14 protein-coding genes are annotated in these 16,545 nt (G+C 42.4%); 11 read left to right on the forward strand and 3 right to left on the reverse strand.

The features are described 5' to 3' along the window. The first annotated feature begins 190 nt into the window (after positions 1–190). Complete coding sequence (locus tag AC59JO_RS18055) at positions 191–1,477, forward strand: citrate synthase (RefSeq protein WP_413667295.1); 1,287 nt, start codon at positions 191–193, stop codon at positions 1,475–1,477. 281 nt (positions 1,478–1,758) lie between these two features. Here AC59JO_RS18055 and AC59JO_RS18060 read toward each other — a convergent pair whose 3' ends face one another. Genes AC59JO_RS18060 through AC59JO_RS18070 form a run of 3 tightly spaced genes read right to left on the reverse strand, consistent with a single transcriptional unit; the run spans position 1,759 to position 7,475 of the window. After that, positions 1,759–2,787: a SusE domain-containing protein gene (locus AC59JO_RS18060; protein ID WP_497306948.1), complete on the reverse strand. Its 1,029-nt coding sequence runs from the start codon at positions 2,785–2,787 to the stop codon at positions 1,759–1,761. A gap of 60 nt (positions 2,788–2,847) precedes the next feature. After that, positions 2,848–4,431 (reverse strand): RagB/SusD family nutrient uptake outer membrane protein, encoded by a 1,584-nt coding sequence (locus tag AC59JO_RS18065; RefSeq protein WP_497306950.1) that lies wholly within the window; start codon positions 4,429–4,431, stop codon positions 2,848–2,850. A 29-nt stretch (positions 4,432–4,460) separates the two neighbouring features. Continuing rightward, a complete protein-coding gene (locus tag AC59JO_RS18070; RefSeq protein ID WP_413667298.1) occupies positions 4,461–7,475 on the reverse strand; it encodes a SusC/RagA family TonB-linked outer membrane protein in 3,015 nt (1,004 codons plus the stop codon). A 290-nt stretch (positions 7,476–7,765) separates the two neighbouring features. Between AC59JO_RS18070 and AC59JO_RS18075 the strand changes: the two genes are divergently transcribed. From AC59JO_RS18075 to AC59JO_RS18120, 10 genes are all read left to right on the forward strand, one after another. Beyond that, a complete protein-coding gene (locus tag AC59JO_RS18075) occupies positions 7,766–8,962 on the forward strand; it encodes an alpha/beta hydrolase (protein WP_497306953.1) in 1,197 nt (398 codons plus the stop codon). A gap of 98 nt (positions 8,963–9,060) precedes the next feature. After that, positions 9,061–10,956 (forward strand): RecQ family ATP-dependent DNA helicase, encoded by a 1,896-nt coding sequence (locus tag AC59JO_RS18080; protein ID WP_497306955.1) that lies wholly within the window; start codon positions 9,061–9,063, stop codon positions 10,954–10,956. 47 nt (positions 10,957–11,003) lie between these two features. Further along, on the forward strand, positions 11,004–11,162 hold the full coding sequence (locus AC59JO_RS18085) for a hypothetical protein (RefSeq protein WP_497306957.1): 159 nt from the start codon (positions 11,004–11,006) through the stop codon (positions 11,160–11,162). A 119-nt stretch (positions 11,163–11,281) separates the two neighbouring features. Continuing rightward, positions 11,282–11,881, forward strand: coding sequence for a GIN domain-containing protein (locus tag AC59JO_RS18090; RefSeq protein ID WP_497306959.1), 600 nt, complete (start codon positions 11,282–11,284; stop codon positions 11,879–11,881). Positions 11,882–12,262: 381 nt separating this feature from the next. Further along, a complete protein-coding gene (locus AC59JO_RS18095; RefSeq protein WP_497306961.1) occupies positions 12,263–12,853 on the forward strand; it encodes a TetR/AcrR family transcriptional regulator in 591 nt (196 codons plus the stop codon). A gap of 143 nt (positions 12,854–12,996) precedes the next feature. Continuing rightward, complete coding sequence (locus AC59JO_RS18100) at positions 12,997–13,851, forward strand: oxidoreductase (protein ID WP_413667304.1); 855 nt, start codon at positions 12,997–12,999, stop codon at positions 13,849–13,851. A gap of 39 nt (positions 13,852–13,890) precedes the next feature. After that, a complete protein-coding gene (locus AC59JO_RS18105; RefSeq protein ID WP_413667305.1) occupies positions 13,891–14,634 on the forward strand; it encodes an SDR family oxidoreductase in 744 nt (247 codons plus the stop codon). Positions 14,635–14,777: 143 nt separating this feature from the next. Further along, the gene (locus tag AC59JO_RS18110) at positions 14,778–15,119 is read left to right on the forward strand and encodes an ArsR/SmtB family transcription factor (RefSeq protein WP_413667306.1); all 342 of its coding nucleotides are present in this window, start codon (positions 14,778–14,780) and stop codon (positions 15,117–15,119) included. Next, positions 15,100–15,564 (forward strand): SRPBCC family protein, encoded by a 465-nt coding sequence (locus tag AC59JO_RS18115; protein ID WP_091211414.1) that lies wholly within the window; start codon positions 15,100–15,102, stop codon positions 15,562–15,564. The genes AC59JO_RS18110 and AC59JO_RS18115 overlap by 20 nt, the downstream gene beginning before the upstream one ends. Before the next feature lie 340 nt (positions 15,565–15,904). Continuing rightward, positions 15,905–16,513 carry a GIN domain-containing protein gene (locus AC59JO_RS18120; protein ID WP_497306964.1) on the forward strand — a complete coding sequence of 203 codons (609 nt, stop codon included), beginning with the start codon at positions 15,905–15,907 and terminating at the stop codon, positions 16,511–16,513. The last annotated feature ends 32 nt before the right edge of the window (positions 16,514–16,545 follow it).

The raw sequence follows: 16,545 nt of genomic DNA on the forward strand, positions 1-16,545 counted from the left end.
GGATCATTACCAATGAGTTACCTTTTAACGACATGTTTGGGAGTAATTTTTTAATCAATTATTAACCTTTATAAACAAAAATACAGGTGTTAAAATAATAAATTTGCCCGAAATTTTTACAAACAGTAAATTATATTAGCGGTTATTAATACGCAGATTTATTTACATTTGTTGCAGATACAAATTTTCTATGGCGGAAACAGCACAACTAAAACTTGGTGATAAAACATTCGAACTCCCGGTAATTGAGGGCACTGAAGGTGAAAAGGCAATCGATATTTCTAAGCTTCGCGATCAAACCGGGTATGTAACACTTGATATCGGGTATAAAAATACAGGCGCTACCAAAAGCGCCATTACTTTTTTAGATGGAGAGCAGGGAATACTCAAATATCGTGGTTACCCAATTGAGCAATTGGCCGAAAAATCATCATTTATTGAAGTTGCTTATTTGCTGATTTATGGCGAACTGCCAACAGCCGACCAACTGAAAGCTTTTCAGTATGAATTAAGCCGTCATACCCTCGTGCATGAGGATATGAAAAAGTTTTTTGATGGCTTCCCGTCAAAATCGCACCCGATGGGGCAACTGTCATCACTGGTATCTGCATTATCAGCTTTTTATCCCGAATCATTAAAACCGTCGCAAACTACCGAGGAGCTTAACCAGAGCATTATAAAGATGCTTGCCAAAATGGCTACTGTGGTTTCATGGATCTATAAAAAGTCATTGGGTCACCCGGTTATTTATCCGCAGAATAAATACGATTACGTTACCAATTTCCTTTACATGACCTTTGGTCAGCGTACTGAAGAAGTAACTATCGACCCGGTTGTGATTGATGCTATGAACAAGCTATTGATCTTACATGCCGATCACGAGCAAAACTGTTCAGCTTCTACTGTACGTATCGTAGGTTCATCTGATTCAAATATTTATGCGTCGGTATCTGCCGGTATTTCGGCATTGTGGGGTCCGCTGCATGGTGGTGCTAACCAGGCCGTGATTGAAATGCTGGAGAAGATTAAGGAGGACGGTGGCGATACCGATAAATGGATTGCTAAAGCTAAAGACAAAAATGATCCTTTCCGCCTGATGGGTTTTGGTCACCGCGTTTATAAAAACTTTGATCCGCGTGCTAAGATCATTAAAAAAGCGTGTGACGATATTTTAGAGAAACTGGGTATCAATGATGAGGTGTTAGAAATAGCCAAAAAACTGGAAGAGGTTGCTCTGAAAGACCCATACTTTGTTGAGCGTAAACTTTACCCTAACGTTGATTTTTACTCTGGTATCATTTACCGCGCGTTAGGCTTCCCAACAGATATGTTCACTGTACTGTTCGCCCTTGGTCGTTTACCGGGATGGATTGCCCAGTGGAAAGAAATGAAGGAAAACAAAGAGCCTATCGGCCGTCCACGCCAGATTTACGTTGGAGCTACATCTAAAGAATACGTTGATATTGCGAACAGGTAAGTTTAATTTGGTTCATGGTTAATGGATCATAGTTCATAGAAAATATCATATTAAAAAGGAAAGCGATGGGGGATGACCTCATCGCTTTTTTTGACCGCTGATTGGCCGTTCATATTGAGAAATGATTTTTATGATTTCGTTGATTGTTTAATCGGTCAATCAGGTAAAATCCAATCAACGAAATCAGCGTAATCATCAAAGATCAACGGTCAAAAAGAAGCCCCGCAGGTTTTCACCATGCGGGGCCATATAAATAAATCAATCAACTGCAGTTTTTGTGCTTATAGCTTAGTAATAGTAAAGGTGTTGGCGTTGGCATTTAATACCACTTTGTATGTTCCGCCGGTTGTTATGGTATAATTAGCTCCACCCGGAGTAAGCGCGCCTGGCGTACCACCCAGGTTTAAATCCCAGCTGTGATTAAATCTGAACTTCATGTCCTTGCCGCCAATTAAGGCAACTGTAACGCTCCATGTTTTGGTGGTAGCATCATAAAGCATGTCGGTATCAGTGCTCCAGCCACCCGGGGTAGCATCACCAATAACACTCCAAAACACAGGCGTAGCAGTAAATGTGCCTTTGGTTTTATCGTTTTGGTCAATAACTGCATGTAACGCATAGTATCCTGCGGCCGGTACCGAAAGATTTCCGCCGGTAGTACTTATTTTACCGCTGCCGGCATCGCCGTATGAAACATCCCAGTTCTTTTTAGGTGTAAGTTTAAACTCAAGCTTGCCTGCAGGGAAACCGATATAACCATCATACACACCATCATTGTTTGGCGAAGTAAGGCTGTCGGCGGTTGCAGGGGCCCATCCCTGGTAAGCGCCGGGAACATAAATATAGCCCGTACCCTGGTATGGCAATACAGTTAACGTAATGATATTTGAATAGGTGGCAGCCAGGTTTGGAGCAGCCGACGATTTAATGCGCACATCAACCTGCGATGGGGTATCATAAGATAACTTCAACGCGGTTAACATATCGTTAAGTGCGCCTACTTTAAGCGTTTGGGTAAGTTTATCGGTGCTTACTTCTCTTGCGTTTTTGAAATTATTGCCTTTTACATCTAATTGTATAGTGTATGTAATAGGGGCATTATAACCCGATACCGGGGTTGCAACCCAGTTAAACGTAATAGCATCATTAGCAGCATTGGGTTTTGATAGTTCGGGGCTTGTTGTTGATGATGATAAAGTGCCTACTTTGCCCACGTTTGCTACAACCTTTACTTCATCCTTTTTACATGACGCCAGCATCAGCAGTGCAAGGCCGCCAAATGCCAGGAGCGTGGTAAATATTTTTTTCATATCCTTTTTTAGGTTTTATGGTTTACGGGAGACACTTTAAGGGTATCTCCCGGTATATTATTAATATCCTGTGTTTTGTTTAAGGTTAGGGTTAGCGGTAACGTCTGCCGATGGTAATGGATATACCGTGCGGAAGCTTTCAACACCCTTACCATCTTTTGAACCGCCTTTAAACGGCCATAAGTAGGTATCCTCAACAAACTTTTTATAACGGATAAGGTCCGTACGGCGGAAACCTTCCCAATACAACTCGCGGCCTCTTTCATCAAGGAGTAGGTCGGTTGTCAGGGCGGTTAACTGGCCGGTTGTAGCGCTTTGGTAAGCACGTGCCCTTAATTTGTTAACATAGCTTAAAGCAAGTGCAGCATCGCCACCACCGCCGCGTGTTGTAGCTTCGGCATAAATAAGGTACTGCTCGGCTAAGCGGAAGATAGGTAAATCCATATCTGCATAATCTAAACTTTGCGGAGCACCGCCGTCTATCTTAACATCTTTAAATTTGCTGATAGCGTAACCATCGGTAAAGGTGCTAATGGTGTTGATATCGATGTTTTGGCCATCGGTATAAAACTGCGCACGTTTATCAGCACTTGAAGCGCCTCCCGGAAACAGGTTTACAAAAGCTTTTGTGGTACGTAAACCGGCCCATCCACCAGCAATACCATAATCAGCGGCAGGCATCGAGCCGCCAACAGGAGCGTGGGTCATAAATGTTGCGCCACCATAGCTTTGTGTGTGCAGGCCATCATAGTTAATGGTTAAAATAAACTCATTTTTATTGAGGTTATTATCAGCACGCATTAACTTGGTATAATCAGAAACCAGGGTATAGCCTGCATCAATTACCTTTTTTGAATAGGTTACAGCATCCTGGTAATGTGCAGTACCGGTATAAACCTCAGCATTAAGATAAATCCTCGCCAGCAAAGCCCAGGCGGCAGCTTTATCCGCGCGGCCATATTCATTGCCCCGGGCATCAGCAAGGCCCCCATCAATAGCTTTAAGTTCGCTTTCTACATAAGCAAATAAATCCTTACGGCTTATTTGCTTCGGCAATGGGCCACCCAACGGATCGTTCTCTGTAACAAAAGGAGGAGCAGCGAACAAGTCCATCAAAATAGAATATTGGTAAGCCCTTAAAAAGCGGACTTCGGCAACATACTGGTGAACTTTGTCAGCATCAGCACCTTTAATACCTCTACTGCTCAGGTTAGCATCAGATGACTGGCGGATGAAATCATTGGCCAATGTGATCTGGTACATACACCTGTAATATAAACCGGTAAGGAAAGTATTGCTCGACGACCAGGTCATGCTGTGAAAATCGGGTAAGCCAACGTCGCCCCAGCCAACAACAGCTTCATCAGTTGGTAATTCTTCAGCGCACCAGTACAGACGGAAAAAGTCTGACGTACCTTCGTCAATACCTTGTACGTCGCCATTACCAGCCGGCCCCGAGTTGCCGGTTAATGCGTACGCGGCGTAAACTTTAGCAAAAGCTTGCTTATATCCTTCGGGGGTACTGTAAACCTGTGCCGAAGTAACATCATTGGTTGGCAGCAGATCAAGCTTTTTAGTGCACGACGTAAGGCCGCCCGCAATTAAAGCTGCTACAGTTATATATTTTATTGAATTTCTTTTCATGTTAATTTCTCTTTACTGTAAATAAAGTGTTATAGCGATAAATTAAGACCTAATACATAGGTACGCGGACGAGGATAAAAGTTATTATCGATACCGCTGTTAACCTCTGGGTCAAGGCCTTTATACTTGGTGATAACAAAAACGTTTTGCACGTTAGCGCTTAATCTAAGGTTGCCGGTGTTATGAAACACTTTACCAAAGTTATAGCCTACGTTAACATTATCCATGCGGATAAATGACGCGTTTTGTACGTAATAGTCTGATAACCTGCTTTTATCAAAAGAGCCTGTCATACCGCTTTCAAGTAAGTTGGTTGAGGCGTTGTTTAGGATGCCTATACCATTAAATATGCTAAGCTGGGTGCCTGAGCCTGAGAAAACGTTATTATAAACGTAGTTGCCAACGCTTGCCCGTGCAACAAAACCAGCCGACCATTTTTTGTAGTTAAGGTTTGAGCTTAAACCGAAATAGCCTTTAGGGTCGGAGCTTTTGTAACGGTACAGGTCATTTTCGTTAACTATGCCATCTTTATTTCTATCAACATAAACGCCATCAAGTGGTTTGCCATCGCTGCCGTAAACCTGCTGATAAACATAGAAGGAGTTGCGCGGGTAACCAACAGAATTGATCTGGATGGTGTTACCGGTACCACCCGAAATACCGCCGGTTGGAGCACCCGGATAGCTTGGATCCGGAGCTAATGTCAATTTGGTGATCTTGTTGGTATTGTAAGTAGCATTAAGGTTAACATTCCAGGTAATATCGCTGGTCCTGATTACGTCTGCACTCAGGTTTAACTCGATACCATTGCTGGTTAAATCACCAATGTTGGCCACAATATAGTTTGAGAAGTTGGTGCCTGCAGGCTGAGGGATCCTGTTCAATAATTTTGAGGTTTTACGATGGTAGTAATCCACGGTACCGGTAATACGGTTATCAAGGAAACCGAAATCAACAGCTAAGTTGGTTGAAGCTGTTTGTTCCCAGGTACGGAGCGCGTAGTAACCACCCGGACGGTACAGGTTGTAGAAAGTATTGCCAAGCTGGTACTGGGCGGTATTTGTACTTAAGTTGTAAAATGAAACCACATCATAATTACCAATACCATCCTGCTGGCCGGTAACACCGTAGCCTGCGCGCAGTTTCAGGTCAGATAAAGCTGTTAAGCCTTTAAACATCGATTCTTCTTTCAGTTTCCATGCAAATGCAACTGATGGGAAAGTACCGAACCTTTGGTTAGGGTTAAATTTAGATGAACCATCGCGGCGTACAGTACCGGTTAAGATATATTTATCTTCAAATACATAATTTAAACGGCCGTAAACTGATATTAACCTGTTTTCTGGTTTATCAAAAGGATAAACCGGCTGGGTTCCTGGCTGTTCGGTACCGTCATGTGCAAAGTTACCGAAGTTGTAGTTGGTGATTGAAAAATCCTGGTAGGAGTAACCTGCTACCGCATCAATGTGGCTGGCTATGCTTTTCAGATCTTTAGCATAGCTCAAATAGCCTTCAAATATGGTATTTGATTGCTTTTGTTTGTATTGGTTGTTTAAACCACGGTGTGTAACACCTTTTGCATCAAGGAAGCCTTTGTAGTTTGAAGCCGCACTGTCAGGGATGATAACATGGCCTGTACCTTTTGATACATCATAACCTAAGTTAACATTGGCATGTAACTCTGGCAAAAAGTGGAATTTATAATCTAACTGTAAGTTGCCTATACTGCGATAAACCGTACTGCGGTTATCCTGCTGCTCCAGTAAACCAAGTGGGTTTAAGGTAGCGAGGTCTTTTAAGCCGCCGCCTGGTTTTGTAGGGTCATTAAGCCATTCCCAGTAACCACCGAAGCGGCTGTTGCCCGAGTAAACCGGTTTTGTAGGATCAAAGCTAACTGCCGAACCTATAGCACCTTCATTGGCAAACCTTTGTTTTACCTGGGCACCTTTAGCATTTAAGTTAACTTTCAGGTGATCTGTAAAAAAGCTTGGGCTTAAATTAATTGCGCCTGTTATACGCTGCATTGAACTGGTTTTTAAAACACCGTCCTGGTCAAGGTAACCGGCGGATACACGGTAGGGCAGGTGTTTTGCGGCACCAGATACGCTGATATTGTTATCGGTAGTAATACCTGTTTGGTAGATCTGTTTTTGCCAGTCGGTGCTTGCGGTACCTAATTGCGCTATCTGGGCAGCAGTACCGTTGGCTTTAACATAATCGCGAATCTGGTCGCCGGTTAGCACAGATGCCTCTTTAGGGATTTTGCTTGCCGAAACCTGTGAGCTGAAATCAATAACCGGTTTACCGCTTTTACCTTTTTTGGTGGTGATCAAAATAACACCGTTTGAAGCCCTGTTACCATAAATGGCTGCTGCAGAAGCGTCTTTTAACACCGAAAACGATTCGATATCATTAGGGTTTATCAAACTTAGCGGGTTGGCTGCACCTGAGATGCTGCTATTGCTGATAGGTACGCCGTCGATAACAATAAGCGGATCGTTACTGGCACTTAATGAAGCACCACCGCGGATACGGATAGTACTACCTGCACCCGGTGCACCGCTGTTTGATATGACAGATACACCAGCCACCTTACCGGCAATTAACTGCTCGGGGGTAGTAATAACACCTTTTTGAAAATCTTTAGCGGTTACATTGGTAATAGCTCCTGAAAGATCTTTTTTACGTTGTGTACCGTAACCAATAACCACAACCTCGCTCAGGCTTTTGCTTTCGGGCAGAAGGCTGAAGTTTTCAATTGTTGCGCCGTTAACGGTTACTGCTTTTTTAATGGTGATATAACCGATAAACTTTACGCTTAGCGTATAAGTACCGGCTTTTACATTGTTAATGGCGTAGTTACCATTAGGGTCGGTAGTTGAACCAATAGTAGTACCATCGATCGTAACCGTAGCACCGGGGAGGGGCAGGTTAGTTTCGTCAGATACCTTTCCTTTAATACTCCCGGTTTGTGAAAATGCCATGAATGACATCATCAGGAAAGCACAAAGAAGAACATACTTTTTTGAGTAATTTTTTCTCATTTACTTATTGATTTTTATGAATAAAAAAAGGCTTATTTTGCCGGCTATAATTGGTTTATTATTGTGGCCGAAACAGCATGCGACTAATTTACATTTACAAATATCAATTGCAAATTTTATATAAAAGATAATTTTAAAGCGTTTAATTAATGCTTTTTTAACTTAAAAGAAATATTAAAATTTATCGAAATCGTAGAGAAAAATTATTGTTTTTATGCGAAATTTGGATTTAAACCCATATTTGTGAAATAAGTAAGTGTCAAGTTTACACAATAGTTGATTTTACTTTTATGCAAACAATTTCCGGGAACGTTCCCGGTAACGTTACCGATTTTAACCGTTTTGTGATGATGAAAAAAATAATTTTCTGCGCGTTTTTACTTTTTGGCCAAAATTTTTTGCTTTTTAGCCAGGTGAAAATATCCTTTTTTACCGGCAAAATAGCCGCCCCGAAAAGCCCTGTTGAACACCTGTTTCTGGCAGGGGATTTTAACGGCTGGAACCCCGTCGATAAGGCCTCCGAACTGGTTAAAAATAACAAAGGAACCTACACCCTAAACAAGGACTTACCTGCCGGAATTATCCATTTTAAAGTAACCCGCGGCGACTGGAACACAGTAGAATGCGATGCCGCAGGCAAGGCTATTGAAAACAGAACTGTCGTGATAAAAGGTGATACGGCTGTTCAGCTTGATATTGCAGGTTGGCAGGACAGTTTTGCACAGCCTGAAAAGAAACACACAGCTACTGCCCGGGTACATGTCATCAGCGAAAACTTTGAGATGCCACAATTAGGCAGGCAGCGCCGGGTTTGGATCTATCTGCCGGCCGGATATGAGTCGGACAAAAAGAAATACCCGGTAATTTACATGCATGACGGACAAAACCTTTTTGATGAATATACCTCCAGCTATGGCGAATGGGGCATTGATGAACTCATGGATAAAGTGCCTGTCAAGCAGGCGAGCATCATAGTAGGTATTGATCATGGCGGCGAGTACCGCATACCCGAATACGATCCATATAACTCAAAATATGGCGAAGGCAGGGGGGATGATTATGTGCAATTTTTGATTAACGACCTTAAGCCATATATTGACGCACATTACCGCACCCAAAGTGATGCCGCGCATACAACCATTGCAGGCAGCTCCATGGGCGGACTGATCTCTATGTATGCCACGCTAAAATACCCTGAAGTGTTTGGAAATGCAGGTGTTTTTTCGCCTGCTTTCTGGATTGCACCGCAAATTTATGACCAGGCGCAGCAGGCTACAATTGGTAAAAAGAGCCGTTTTTATTTTGTTTGCGGTGATGCTGAAAGCGAAAGTATGGTAGCCGACATGCAAAAAATGGCCGATATTGTAAAGGCTAAAGGAATAAATACCGTTAATGCGCCGGTAACAGTGATCAAAGGCGCATCGCACAACGAAAAACAATGGAACGGTGATTGGCCCGGGTTTTATAAATGGTTGATGGGGTTTTGAAAAAGTCTGAAAGTCTGAAGTCTGTAAGTCCGAAGTCGGAAAACTTTTAATAAACTTGCGGACTTGCGGACCTCCGACTTTCGGACTAAATTACGCCCATGACTATCGAAGAAATATTAAAACAGTATTGGAACCATGATACCTTCAGGCCTATGCAGGCCGAGATCATCCAATCTGTTTTATTGGGGAACGATACATTGGCGCTTTTACCTACCGGCGGCGGTAAATCAGTTTGTTTTCAGGTGCCGGCATTGGCCAAAGACGGCGTGTGCATAGTAGTATCGCCATTGATAGCCTTGATGAAAGACCAGGTTGAAAACCTGAAGGCTAAAGGTATCAATGCCATTTCGATAGTATCGGGCATGGGCCGCCGCGAGATAGACCTGGCACTTGATAATTGCATATACGGTTCGGTGAAGTTTCTGTACCTTTCGCCCGAACGTTTGCTGAGCGAGCTGGTGCGCGAACGGGTGAAGTACATGAAAGTGAATCTCTTCGCCATTGATGAGGCGCATTGTATTTCGCAATGGGGCTATGATTTCAGGCCACCGTATTTGCATATTGCTGATTTGAGGGAACTGCACCCGAATGTGCCCGTACTTGCCCTTACCGCCACAGCTACTGCCGATGTAAAGGCCGACATTCAGGAGAAACTCAAATTTAAAAATCCGGTAGTTTATCAGCAAAGTTTCGAACGGCGCAATATTAGCTACGTGGTACAGCATGAGGAAGATAAGTTTCGAAAGATGCTGAGTATTATCCGCGGCGTTAAGGGTAGCGGCATAGTATATGTACGCAGCCGGAAGGAAACTTTTGAGATAGCGAAGTTTTTGAGCGATAATGGCATCAGGGCCGATTATTACAATGCGGGCCTTTCGGTTGATCAGCGTGCGGAGAAGCAGGAAGCCTGGAAAAATAACCGGGTGCAGGTTATTGTGGCTACCAATGCTTTTGGTATGGGGATAGATAAGCCGGATGTAAGGTTTGTGATCCACAAGGATATCCCAGAGAGCCTGGAGGCTTACTACCAGGAAGCCGGCAGGGGCGGGCGCGATGGTAATAAAGCCTTTGGCGTGCTGTTGTATAACCCTGCCGATAAGCTTAAACAAGAAAAGATGTATGAGCTTAATTTTCCATCTATTGATGAGATTAAGCAGGTGTATCATAACCTGGCCAATTATTATCAGCTGGCTTATGAGGCAGGAGAGGGGCTTAGCTTTGATCTTGACCTCGGTGAATTTTGCGCCCGCTATAAGCTGGACGCCATCAAAACCCTTAATGCTCTTAAGTTTCTGGAGCGCGACGAGTACCTGGCTTTTAATGAGAGTGTGTTTTTGCCATCCCGATTTCAATTTGAGGTTGTTAACGAACAGCTATACAACTTCCAGATCCAGAATGCCGGATGGGATCCTTTTATTAAAACCTTGCTTCGCTCATACGGTGGTGCATTTGAAAGTTATGTGCGTTTAAAGGAATTTGATATTGCAAGGCGTACTGGCTTAAGCGTTCAGCAGGTTATTGAGGGCATGTTGCAATTGCAGCAATACGGCCTGATCAGCTATATGCAACAGACCGATAAGCCACAGGTTACTTATCTAAAACCGCGGGTTCAGGGCAGTCATCTCATTATCGACAGAAAATATATTGAACAACGCAAAGAAGTGTACCGCCAAAAAATGGAAGCTGTTTTCGCCTACGCCATTCATAAACGCTGCCGGAGCCAGATGTTGTTGGCATACTTCGACGAGCCTGATGGTCGTAAATGCGGCATTTGTGATGTTTGTATTGAAGAAAAGCGCCGGGTAAATCAGGATGAGATTTTTGATAACATCACCACAGAAATAGTACAACTGCTCAATAGCTCAAACCCCGATATCGGCGGACTGATAACCGGGATCAACATTGGTACCGAAAAGGAAAAGATGGAAGCCGTACGCCTGCTCCTTGATGCAGGAAAGATCAAAACCGATGGCGAGGCTTATTATCTGAGTTGATAGGTTGCTTCAACTGGTTCCCCCATACAATTAAAGAGACATTTGTCATGCTGAGGAACGAGGCATCTTCTTCGCCCTTTGTAGCTGCTTTAGTTATTGAAGAAGATCCTTCACTATCGTTCAGGATGACAAAGGTTTATTTTATCGTCATCCCTTCTAAATTTTCTCCCCCATTTCACCGGGAAAAACCACCGGCTTACCGATAAAAACCTGCACTCCAGCTAATTGCGGCAAAACCGCTGTAACGTTTTTTATTTGAGATCGTCATATGTATGTATTCAATGAAATAAAATAATAATCACTTGACAATCAAAATATTAATACCATGAAAACTACATTAACCGCCATCGCTACCGTACTGTTTATGGTACTTGGCTTCGCAAACATTGCATCTGCAAACACTGCTAAAAATGATGCCGGTGTCGTTTTAACTGATATCAGCAAAATCAACAAAATTGAAGTTTACGGCAACGTTGAACTTTACATATCAAGCGGCCCTGCCGACCAGGTAAAAGTTTACAACCGTTACTATTCTGAAAACGCACTGGTTCAATCACAAAAAGGTGTATTACGTATATCATCATACAAAGCCGAAAAATTGGTAGTGTGGGTAACAGTAAACCAATTAAATGCTATCAATGCCTATGATAGTGCTGAAATCAAATCCTTTGGTAGTCTTTCAGGCATCGATCTTGATGTTAAACTAAACAACAATGCATCTGCCGAACTTAACCTGGATACTTACAGTGCCGCAATTACCCTAAGCGGAAACGCCAAAGCCGAACTTAAAGGCAACACCAATGAGTATAGCCTAACAAGAAATGCAACTTCAAACGTAAACAGCAACGGATTGGCCTACACTCACGCTACAGAAACCCTCAATAAAGAAACCAAATCAAGGGTTGATGAATTTGCAACTTTATAACAGCCATTTTTTTGAGTCAATTATATATAGTGTAGCCGCCCCGAAAGGGGCGGCTTTTTTTGTTGTCAGTTACGTTGTAAACGCAAACCCAGGTTGCGCACTCGTTGCAAACGAGCGCGAGATGAATTAAAGGGGGGCATAAAACCATGTCATTGCGAGCGCAGCGCGGCAATCTCGTAACCAATGCATATCCGATTTGCATGAGCTACGAGATTGCCGCGTCGCCCCCAAGGCACTACCCCAGCTGGCTCCTCGCAATGACATGGTTTTATATTAACATCATGATTTTCAATCCTTCTTTCATTCTAATGTCATCAAGTAAAGTATAATTTTCATTTTCGACTTTTTGGTCTATTTTTGATTCGTCAAACAAAAACAACAATGGGCAAAGCAGAAAGAACCAGGCAATTCATTATAAAGACGGCAGCGCCGATCTTTAATGAAAAAGGTATAGCCGGTACTACCATTGATGATATTTTAGCGGCAACAAAAATGGCTAAGGGCGGGCTTTATGGCCATTTTGAAAGCAAGGAGGAGATAGCCAGCGTAATGGTTAACTACCTGCTTGATAAATTAGACGATAAAGTGACCACCGTTATGGCTAAAGAAAAAACAGCCATAAAAAAGATCCTCGCTTTTATTGATATTTATAAAGACCCTATCGACTCATATATAGATGGTGGCTGCCCCATACTTAATTTTGGTGTCGAGGCCGATGATAATAATCCGGCCCTTAAGCAAAGACTTAAAACAATGATCGAGACAGGGCAGGAGGACTTTGTTAAGATTATCAATAAGGGCGTTGCAGATGGTGAAATATCGCCTGAAATAAATGCTGCAGATTATGCACTAAAGATGTTTACACTGCTTGAAGGAGGTATGCTGGTGTCGAGAGTTACAGGGAGCAGCAAATATATGAACAGCCTTGTACGCATGCTTAAAAGCGAATTAAAAGAATATGAACTGAAATAATTTTTTTAAATTAAAAATAGACTTTTTAGTCTTTTTTAATTGGTCGTAATAAAAGAAAGCGTAATAACCGGAAACGGATTTTTTTAACAATAAAAAAAGACTAAAAAGTCTAAAAAAATAAACACTATAAAACAAACAACATCATGAAAACTCAAAAAGTAATATTGGTAACCGGCGCTTCAAAAGGCTTCGGTTTAGAGATAGCTAAAGCAGCATTGGCCGCAGGTGATAAAGTAATTGCCACTGTACGCAGCAAAGCAGATCAGCTTGCCGCTTCATTAAATAACAATCCTAACCTGCTGGTGGTAACTATGGATGTAACCAACGAAGCACAGGTTAAAGCTGCTATAGCCGAAGGTTTGTTACGCTTTGGTAAAATAGACATAGTGATTAACAACGCCGGTTATGGCATTGTAACCGCCATTGAAGAAGCAACCGATGCCGAAGTAAAAGCGCAGTATGATACCAATGTATTTGGCTTGCTGAATGTGTTACGTGCGGCATTGCCCCATCTGCGTGCTCAAAGGTCAGGTCATATCATCAATGTTTCTTCATTATTTGGTTTTGATGCCATTCCTGGCTGGGCTTTATATGGCTCTACCAAGTTTGCGGTGGAGGGTATTTCAAAAGGGCTTGCAGTTGAACTTGCACCACTTAATATTAGAGTAACTGTAGTGGAGCCGGGCTTATTTAGTACCGAATTTCTGAGTGCTGAATCATACAGCGCTTCAAAAAACATCATTGCCGATTATGAAACTACTGTTGGCCCAATGAGGGTGGGTGCAGACCAGTTACATGGTAACCAGCCTGGCGATCCAAAGAAACTGGCCCAGGTGGTAGTTGATATCGTCCATAATGAAAACCCTCCGTTACACCTGCCTATTGGTAAAGATGCTGTAGGCATGTATAAAGCCAATGCCGAAAAAACAAGCAAGGAAATTGATCAATGGATTGAAGTATCAACCAGTACCGATCATGACCATGTTGCTGCAAACTAATTAATCAAAATTCACTCAACTTAATAAATAGAAAATATCATGTCAACTAAAAAAATAGCCTTAATAACAGGCGCAAACCGCGGAATAGGATTTGAAACCGCTAAACAATTAGGCGAAAAAGGCGTGGCTGTAATAGTAGCTGCCCGCAAACTAAACGCTGCTGAAGAAACTGCCGCGCAACTAACAGCTCAAGGTATTGAAGCATACGGCGTTCAGCTGGATGTTACTAATGCAGATGAAAGAACAGCGGTTGCTGCTTATATCCAGGATAAATTCGGTAAACTGGATATCCTGGTAAACAACGCAGGCGTCGGTCCGAAAGAAGATGATCTTTTTGTTAAAAAGACAGCTGCTACAACTGCGGATGAGTTTGAATACATCTTTAACACCAACCTGTTCAGCATTGTATACTTAACTAATGAGTTGTTGCCATTACTTAAAAAGAGCGAAGCCGGTCGTATTGTTAACCTGTCGAGCATTTTAGGTTCACTGACATTGCACGCCACCGAAGGAAGTCCGATAGCTGATTTTAAACGTTTGTCGTACGCTGCTTCAAAAACAGCCTTGAACGTATTCACAGTATTATTGGCCGATGAATTAAAAGGCACCAATATCAAAGTAAACTCTGCACATCCGGGCTGGGTGCAAACAGAACTGGGCAGTGTTGAACACGCACCAATGACTGTGCCTGACGGTGCCAAAACCAGTGTGGAGCTTGCCCTGATAGGCGAAGATGGGCCTAACGGCAGGTTCATCCACCTTGGTGAAGAACTTCCGTGGTAAATTGAACTGACCTCAATTGTTTTCTGGAGCGTCGTTGCCCTTAATAGGGTGGCGGCGTTTTTTGTTGGTTAAATTTTTTTCTGAGAAATACTTGCGCAAGTAAATACTTGCATTTATATTTGCAAGCAAATGCTTGCGCAATTATGAAAGCCAGACGAGACGTTTACCAGGCCATAGCCGACCCGACCCGAAGAGCCATCATTAATATGATTGCCTCTCAGCCATATAATGTAAATACTATAGCCGCAAATTTTGATGTTACACGCCAGGCCATTTCACTGCATATCCAGATCCTGGCCGACTGTGGTTTGATTAATGTTAAACAACAGGGGCGTGATCGGATCTGCGAAGCCAGGCTTGATCAACTCGGCGAAATATCTGCCTGGGTTGACCAATATCGTCAGCATTGGGAAAGTAAATTGGATAGTCTTGAGAAATATGTAGCACAACTTAAAAATGAGAGAAATGGAAAACAATCAAAGTAACACTGCCGATCGCGAACTACGCTTAACACGAACTTTAGATGCCCCTGTGGACTTGGTATGGGAAGTATGGACCCAGCCCGAACATATTGCCCAATGGTGGGGGCCTAACGGTTTCACCAATACCATCAGCAAAATGGAACTTGAACCCGGAGGGGAGTGGGATTTAACAATGCACGGCCCCGACGGCACTGATTATAAAAATAAGAGTGTGTTTAAAGAGGTTGTTCCACTCAAGAAAATAGTGTATGAACATGTGAGCAGCCCTAAGTTTGTTGCAACTATTGAATTTGAAGCAAAAGGCGAGCAAACCTTTCTGAGCTGGCATATGCTTTTTGAATCGCATGAGCAGTTTGTACAGGTAGTGAAAACATTTAAAGCAGATGAAGGATTAAAGCAGAATATCGAAAAATTGAATCAATATTTAAAAGACGTAAGCAAAGGGTGATTCTTTTCGTGGTTATATAATCCTATCTGGAGATTAATCTCTATCATCGAAAGCGTTATTGAACAATAACGCTTTTTGTTTTTTATCGACAAATCACATCTGCACATTTGAAATCTCCACATCCGTAATCCCAGCTTCCGTCTGCACATCTGAAATCTGCACATTTAGAATCAAAAATTCTTCCGCTGTTTACCGATATAATTCCGCCGTTCGCCGACTAAAACCTGCTGTACATCTAATTTGCCCGAAACTGCTGTAACGTTTTAAAAATGAGGGCGTCTTATCTGTGTATTAAATGAAATAACAACACAAATAATTGACAATCAAAATATTAATCATCATGAAAACTACAATATTAACAATCGCAACCTCTTTAGTTTTAGCACTTGGAGTATCAACTGCAGCTAATGCAGCAACCAAAATAGATAACGGCGCAGCCGTAGTTTTAAACAACGTAAGCAAGATCAACAAGATCGAAGTTCGCGGTAATGTTGAGGTATATGTATCAGCGGGAGAGAATGACAATGTTAAAGTTTATAACAAGTATTATTCAGAAAGTGCATTGGTACAAAACAACAACGGCACCTTACGTATCACCTCATACAAAAACGAAAAACTGGTAGTTTGGGTAACTGCAAATGATCTTAAAGCCATCAATGCGTATGACAATGCAGAGGTTAAATCATTCGGAAAGCTTGCAGCCCTTGAGCTTAACGTTAACCTTTATGACAACGCATCTGCTAAATTAAACGTCGAAGCTTATGCTGCAACAGTAAACGTTAACGACAAAGCTAAAGCGGAGTTTACAGGTACTGCCGATGTTTACACCCTGAACCACACCCGCGAATCATTTGTAAACAACAACGCTTTTGCCGCAGTAAGCTTTACCGATAAAGTAACCAACGCACCTGCTAAGTACACAGTTGAGAACGAGTTTGCAGGCCTTTAATAACTCACTTTTGCAAAAGTCTATCATATATT

Source organism: Mucilaginibacter sp. A5337 (genome assembly GCF_059690695.1).

Coding starts and splice junctions, on each gene's coding strand:
- AC59JO_RS18055 (WP_413667295.1), top strand. CDS start 191: ATGGCGGAAACAGCACAACTAAAACTTGGTGATAAAACATTCGAACTC.
- AC59JO_RS18060 (WP_497306948.1), bottom strand. CDS start 2,787: ATGAAAAAAATATTTACCACGCTCCTGGCATTTGGCGGCCTTGCACTG.
- AC59JO_RS18065 (WP_497306950.1), bottom strand. CDS start 4,431: ATGAAAAGAAATTCAATAAAATATATAACTGTAGCAGCTTTAATTGCG.
- AC59JO_RS18070 (WP_413667298.1), bottom strand. CDS start 7,475: ATGAGAAAAAATTACTCAAAAAAGTATGTTCTTCTTTGTGCTTTCCTG.
- AC59JO_RS18075 (WP_497306953.1), top strand. CDS start 7,766: ATGCAAACAATTTCCGGGAACGTTCCCGGTAACGTTACCGATTTTAAC.
- AC59JO_RS18080 (WP_497306955.1), top strand. CDS start 9,061: ATGACTATCGAAGAAATATTAAAACAGTATTGGAACCATGATACCTTC.
- AC59JO_RS18085 (WP_497306957.1), top strand. CDS start 11,004: ATGCTGAGGAACGAGGCATCTTCTTCGCCCTTTGTAGCTGCTTTAGTT.
- AC59JO_RS18090 (WP_497306959.1), top strand. CDS start 11,282: ATGAAAACTACATTAACCGCCATCGCTACCGTACTGTTTATGGTACTT.
- AC59JO_RS18095 (WP_497306961.1), top strand. CDS start 12,263: ATGGGCAAAGCAGAAAGAACCAGGCAATTCATTATAAAGACGGCAGCG.
- AC59JO_RS18100 (WP_413667304.1), top strand. CDS start 12,997: ATGAAAACTCAAAAAGTAATATTGGTAACCGGCGCTTCAAAAGGCTTC.
- AC59JO_RS18105 (WP_413667305.1), top strand. CDS start 13,891: ATGTCAACTAAAAAAATAGCCTTAATAACAGGCGCAAACCGCGGAATA.
- AC59JO_RS18110 (WP_413667306.1), top strand. CDS start 14,778: ATGAAAGCCAGACGAGACGTTTACCAGGCCATAGCCGACCCGACCCGA.
- AC59JO_RS18115 (WP_091211414.1), top strand. CDS start 15,100: ATGGAAAACAATCAAAGTAACACTGCCGATCGCGAACTACGCTTAACA.
- AC59JO_RS18120 (WP_497306964.1), top strand. CDS start 15,905: ATGAAAACTACAATATTAACAATCGCAACCTCTTTAGTTTTAGCACTT.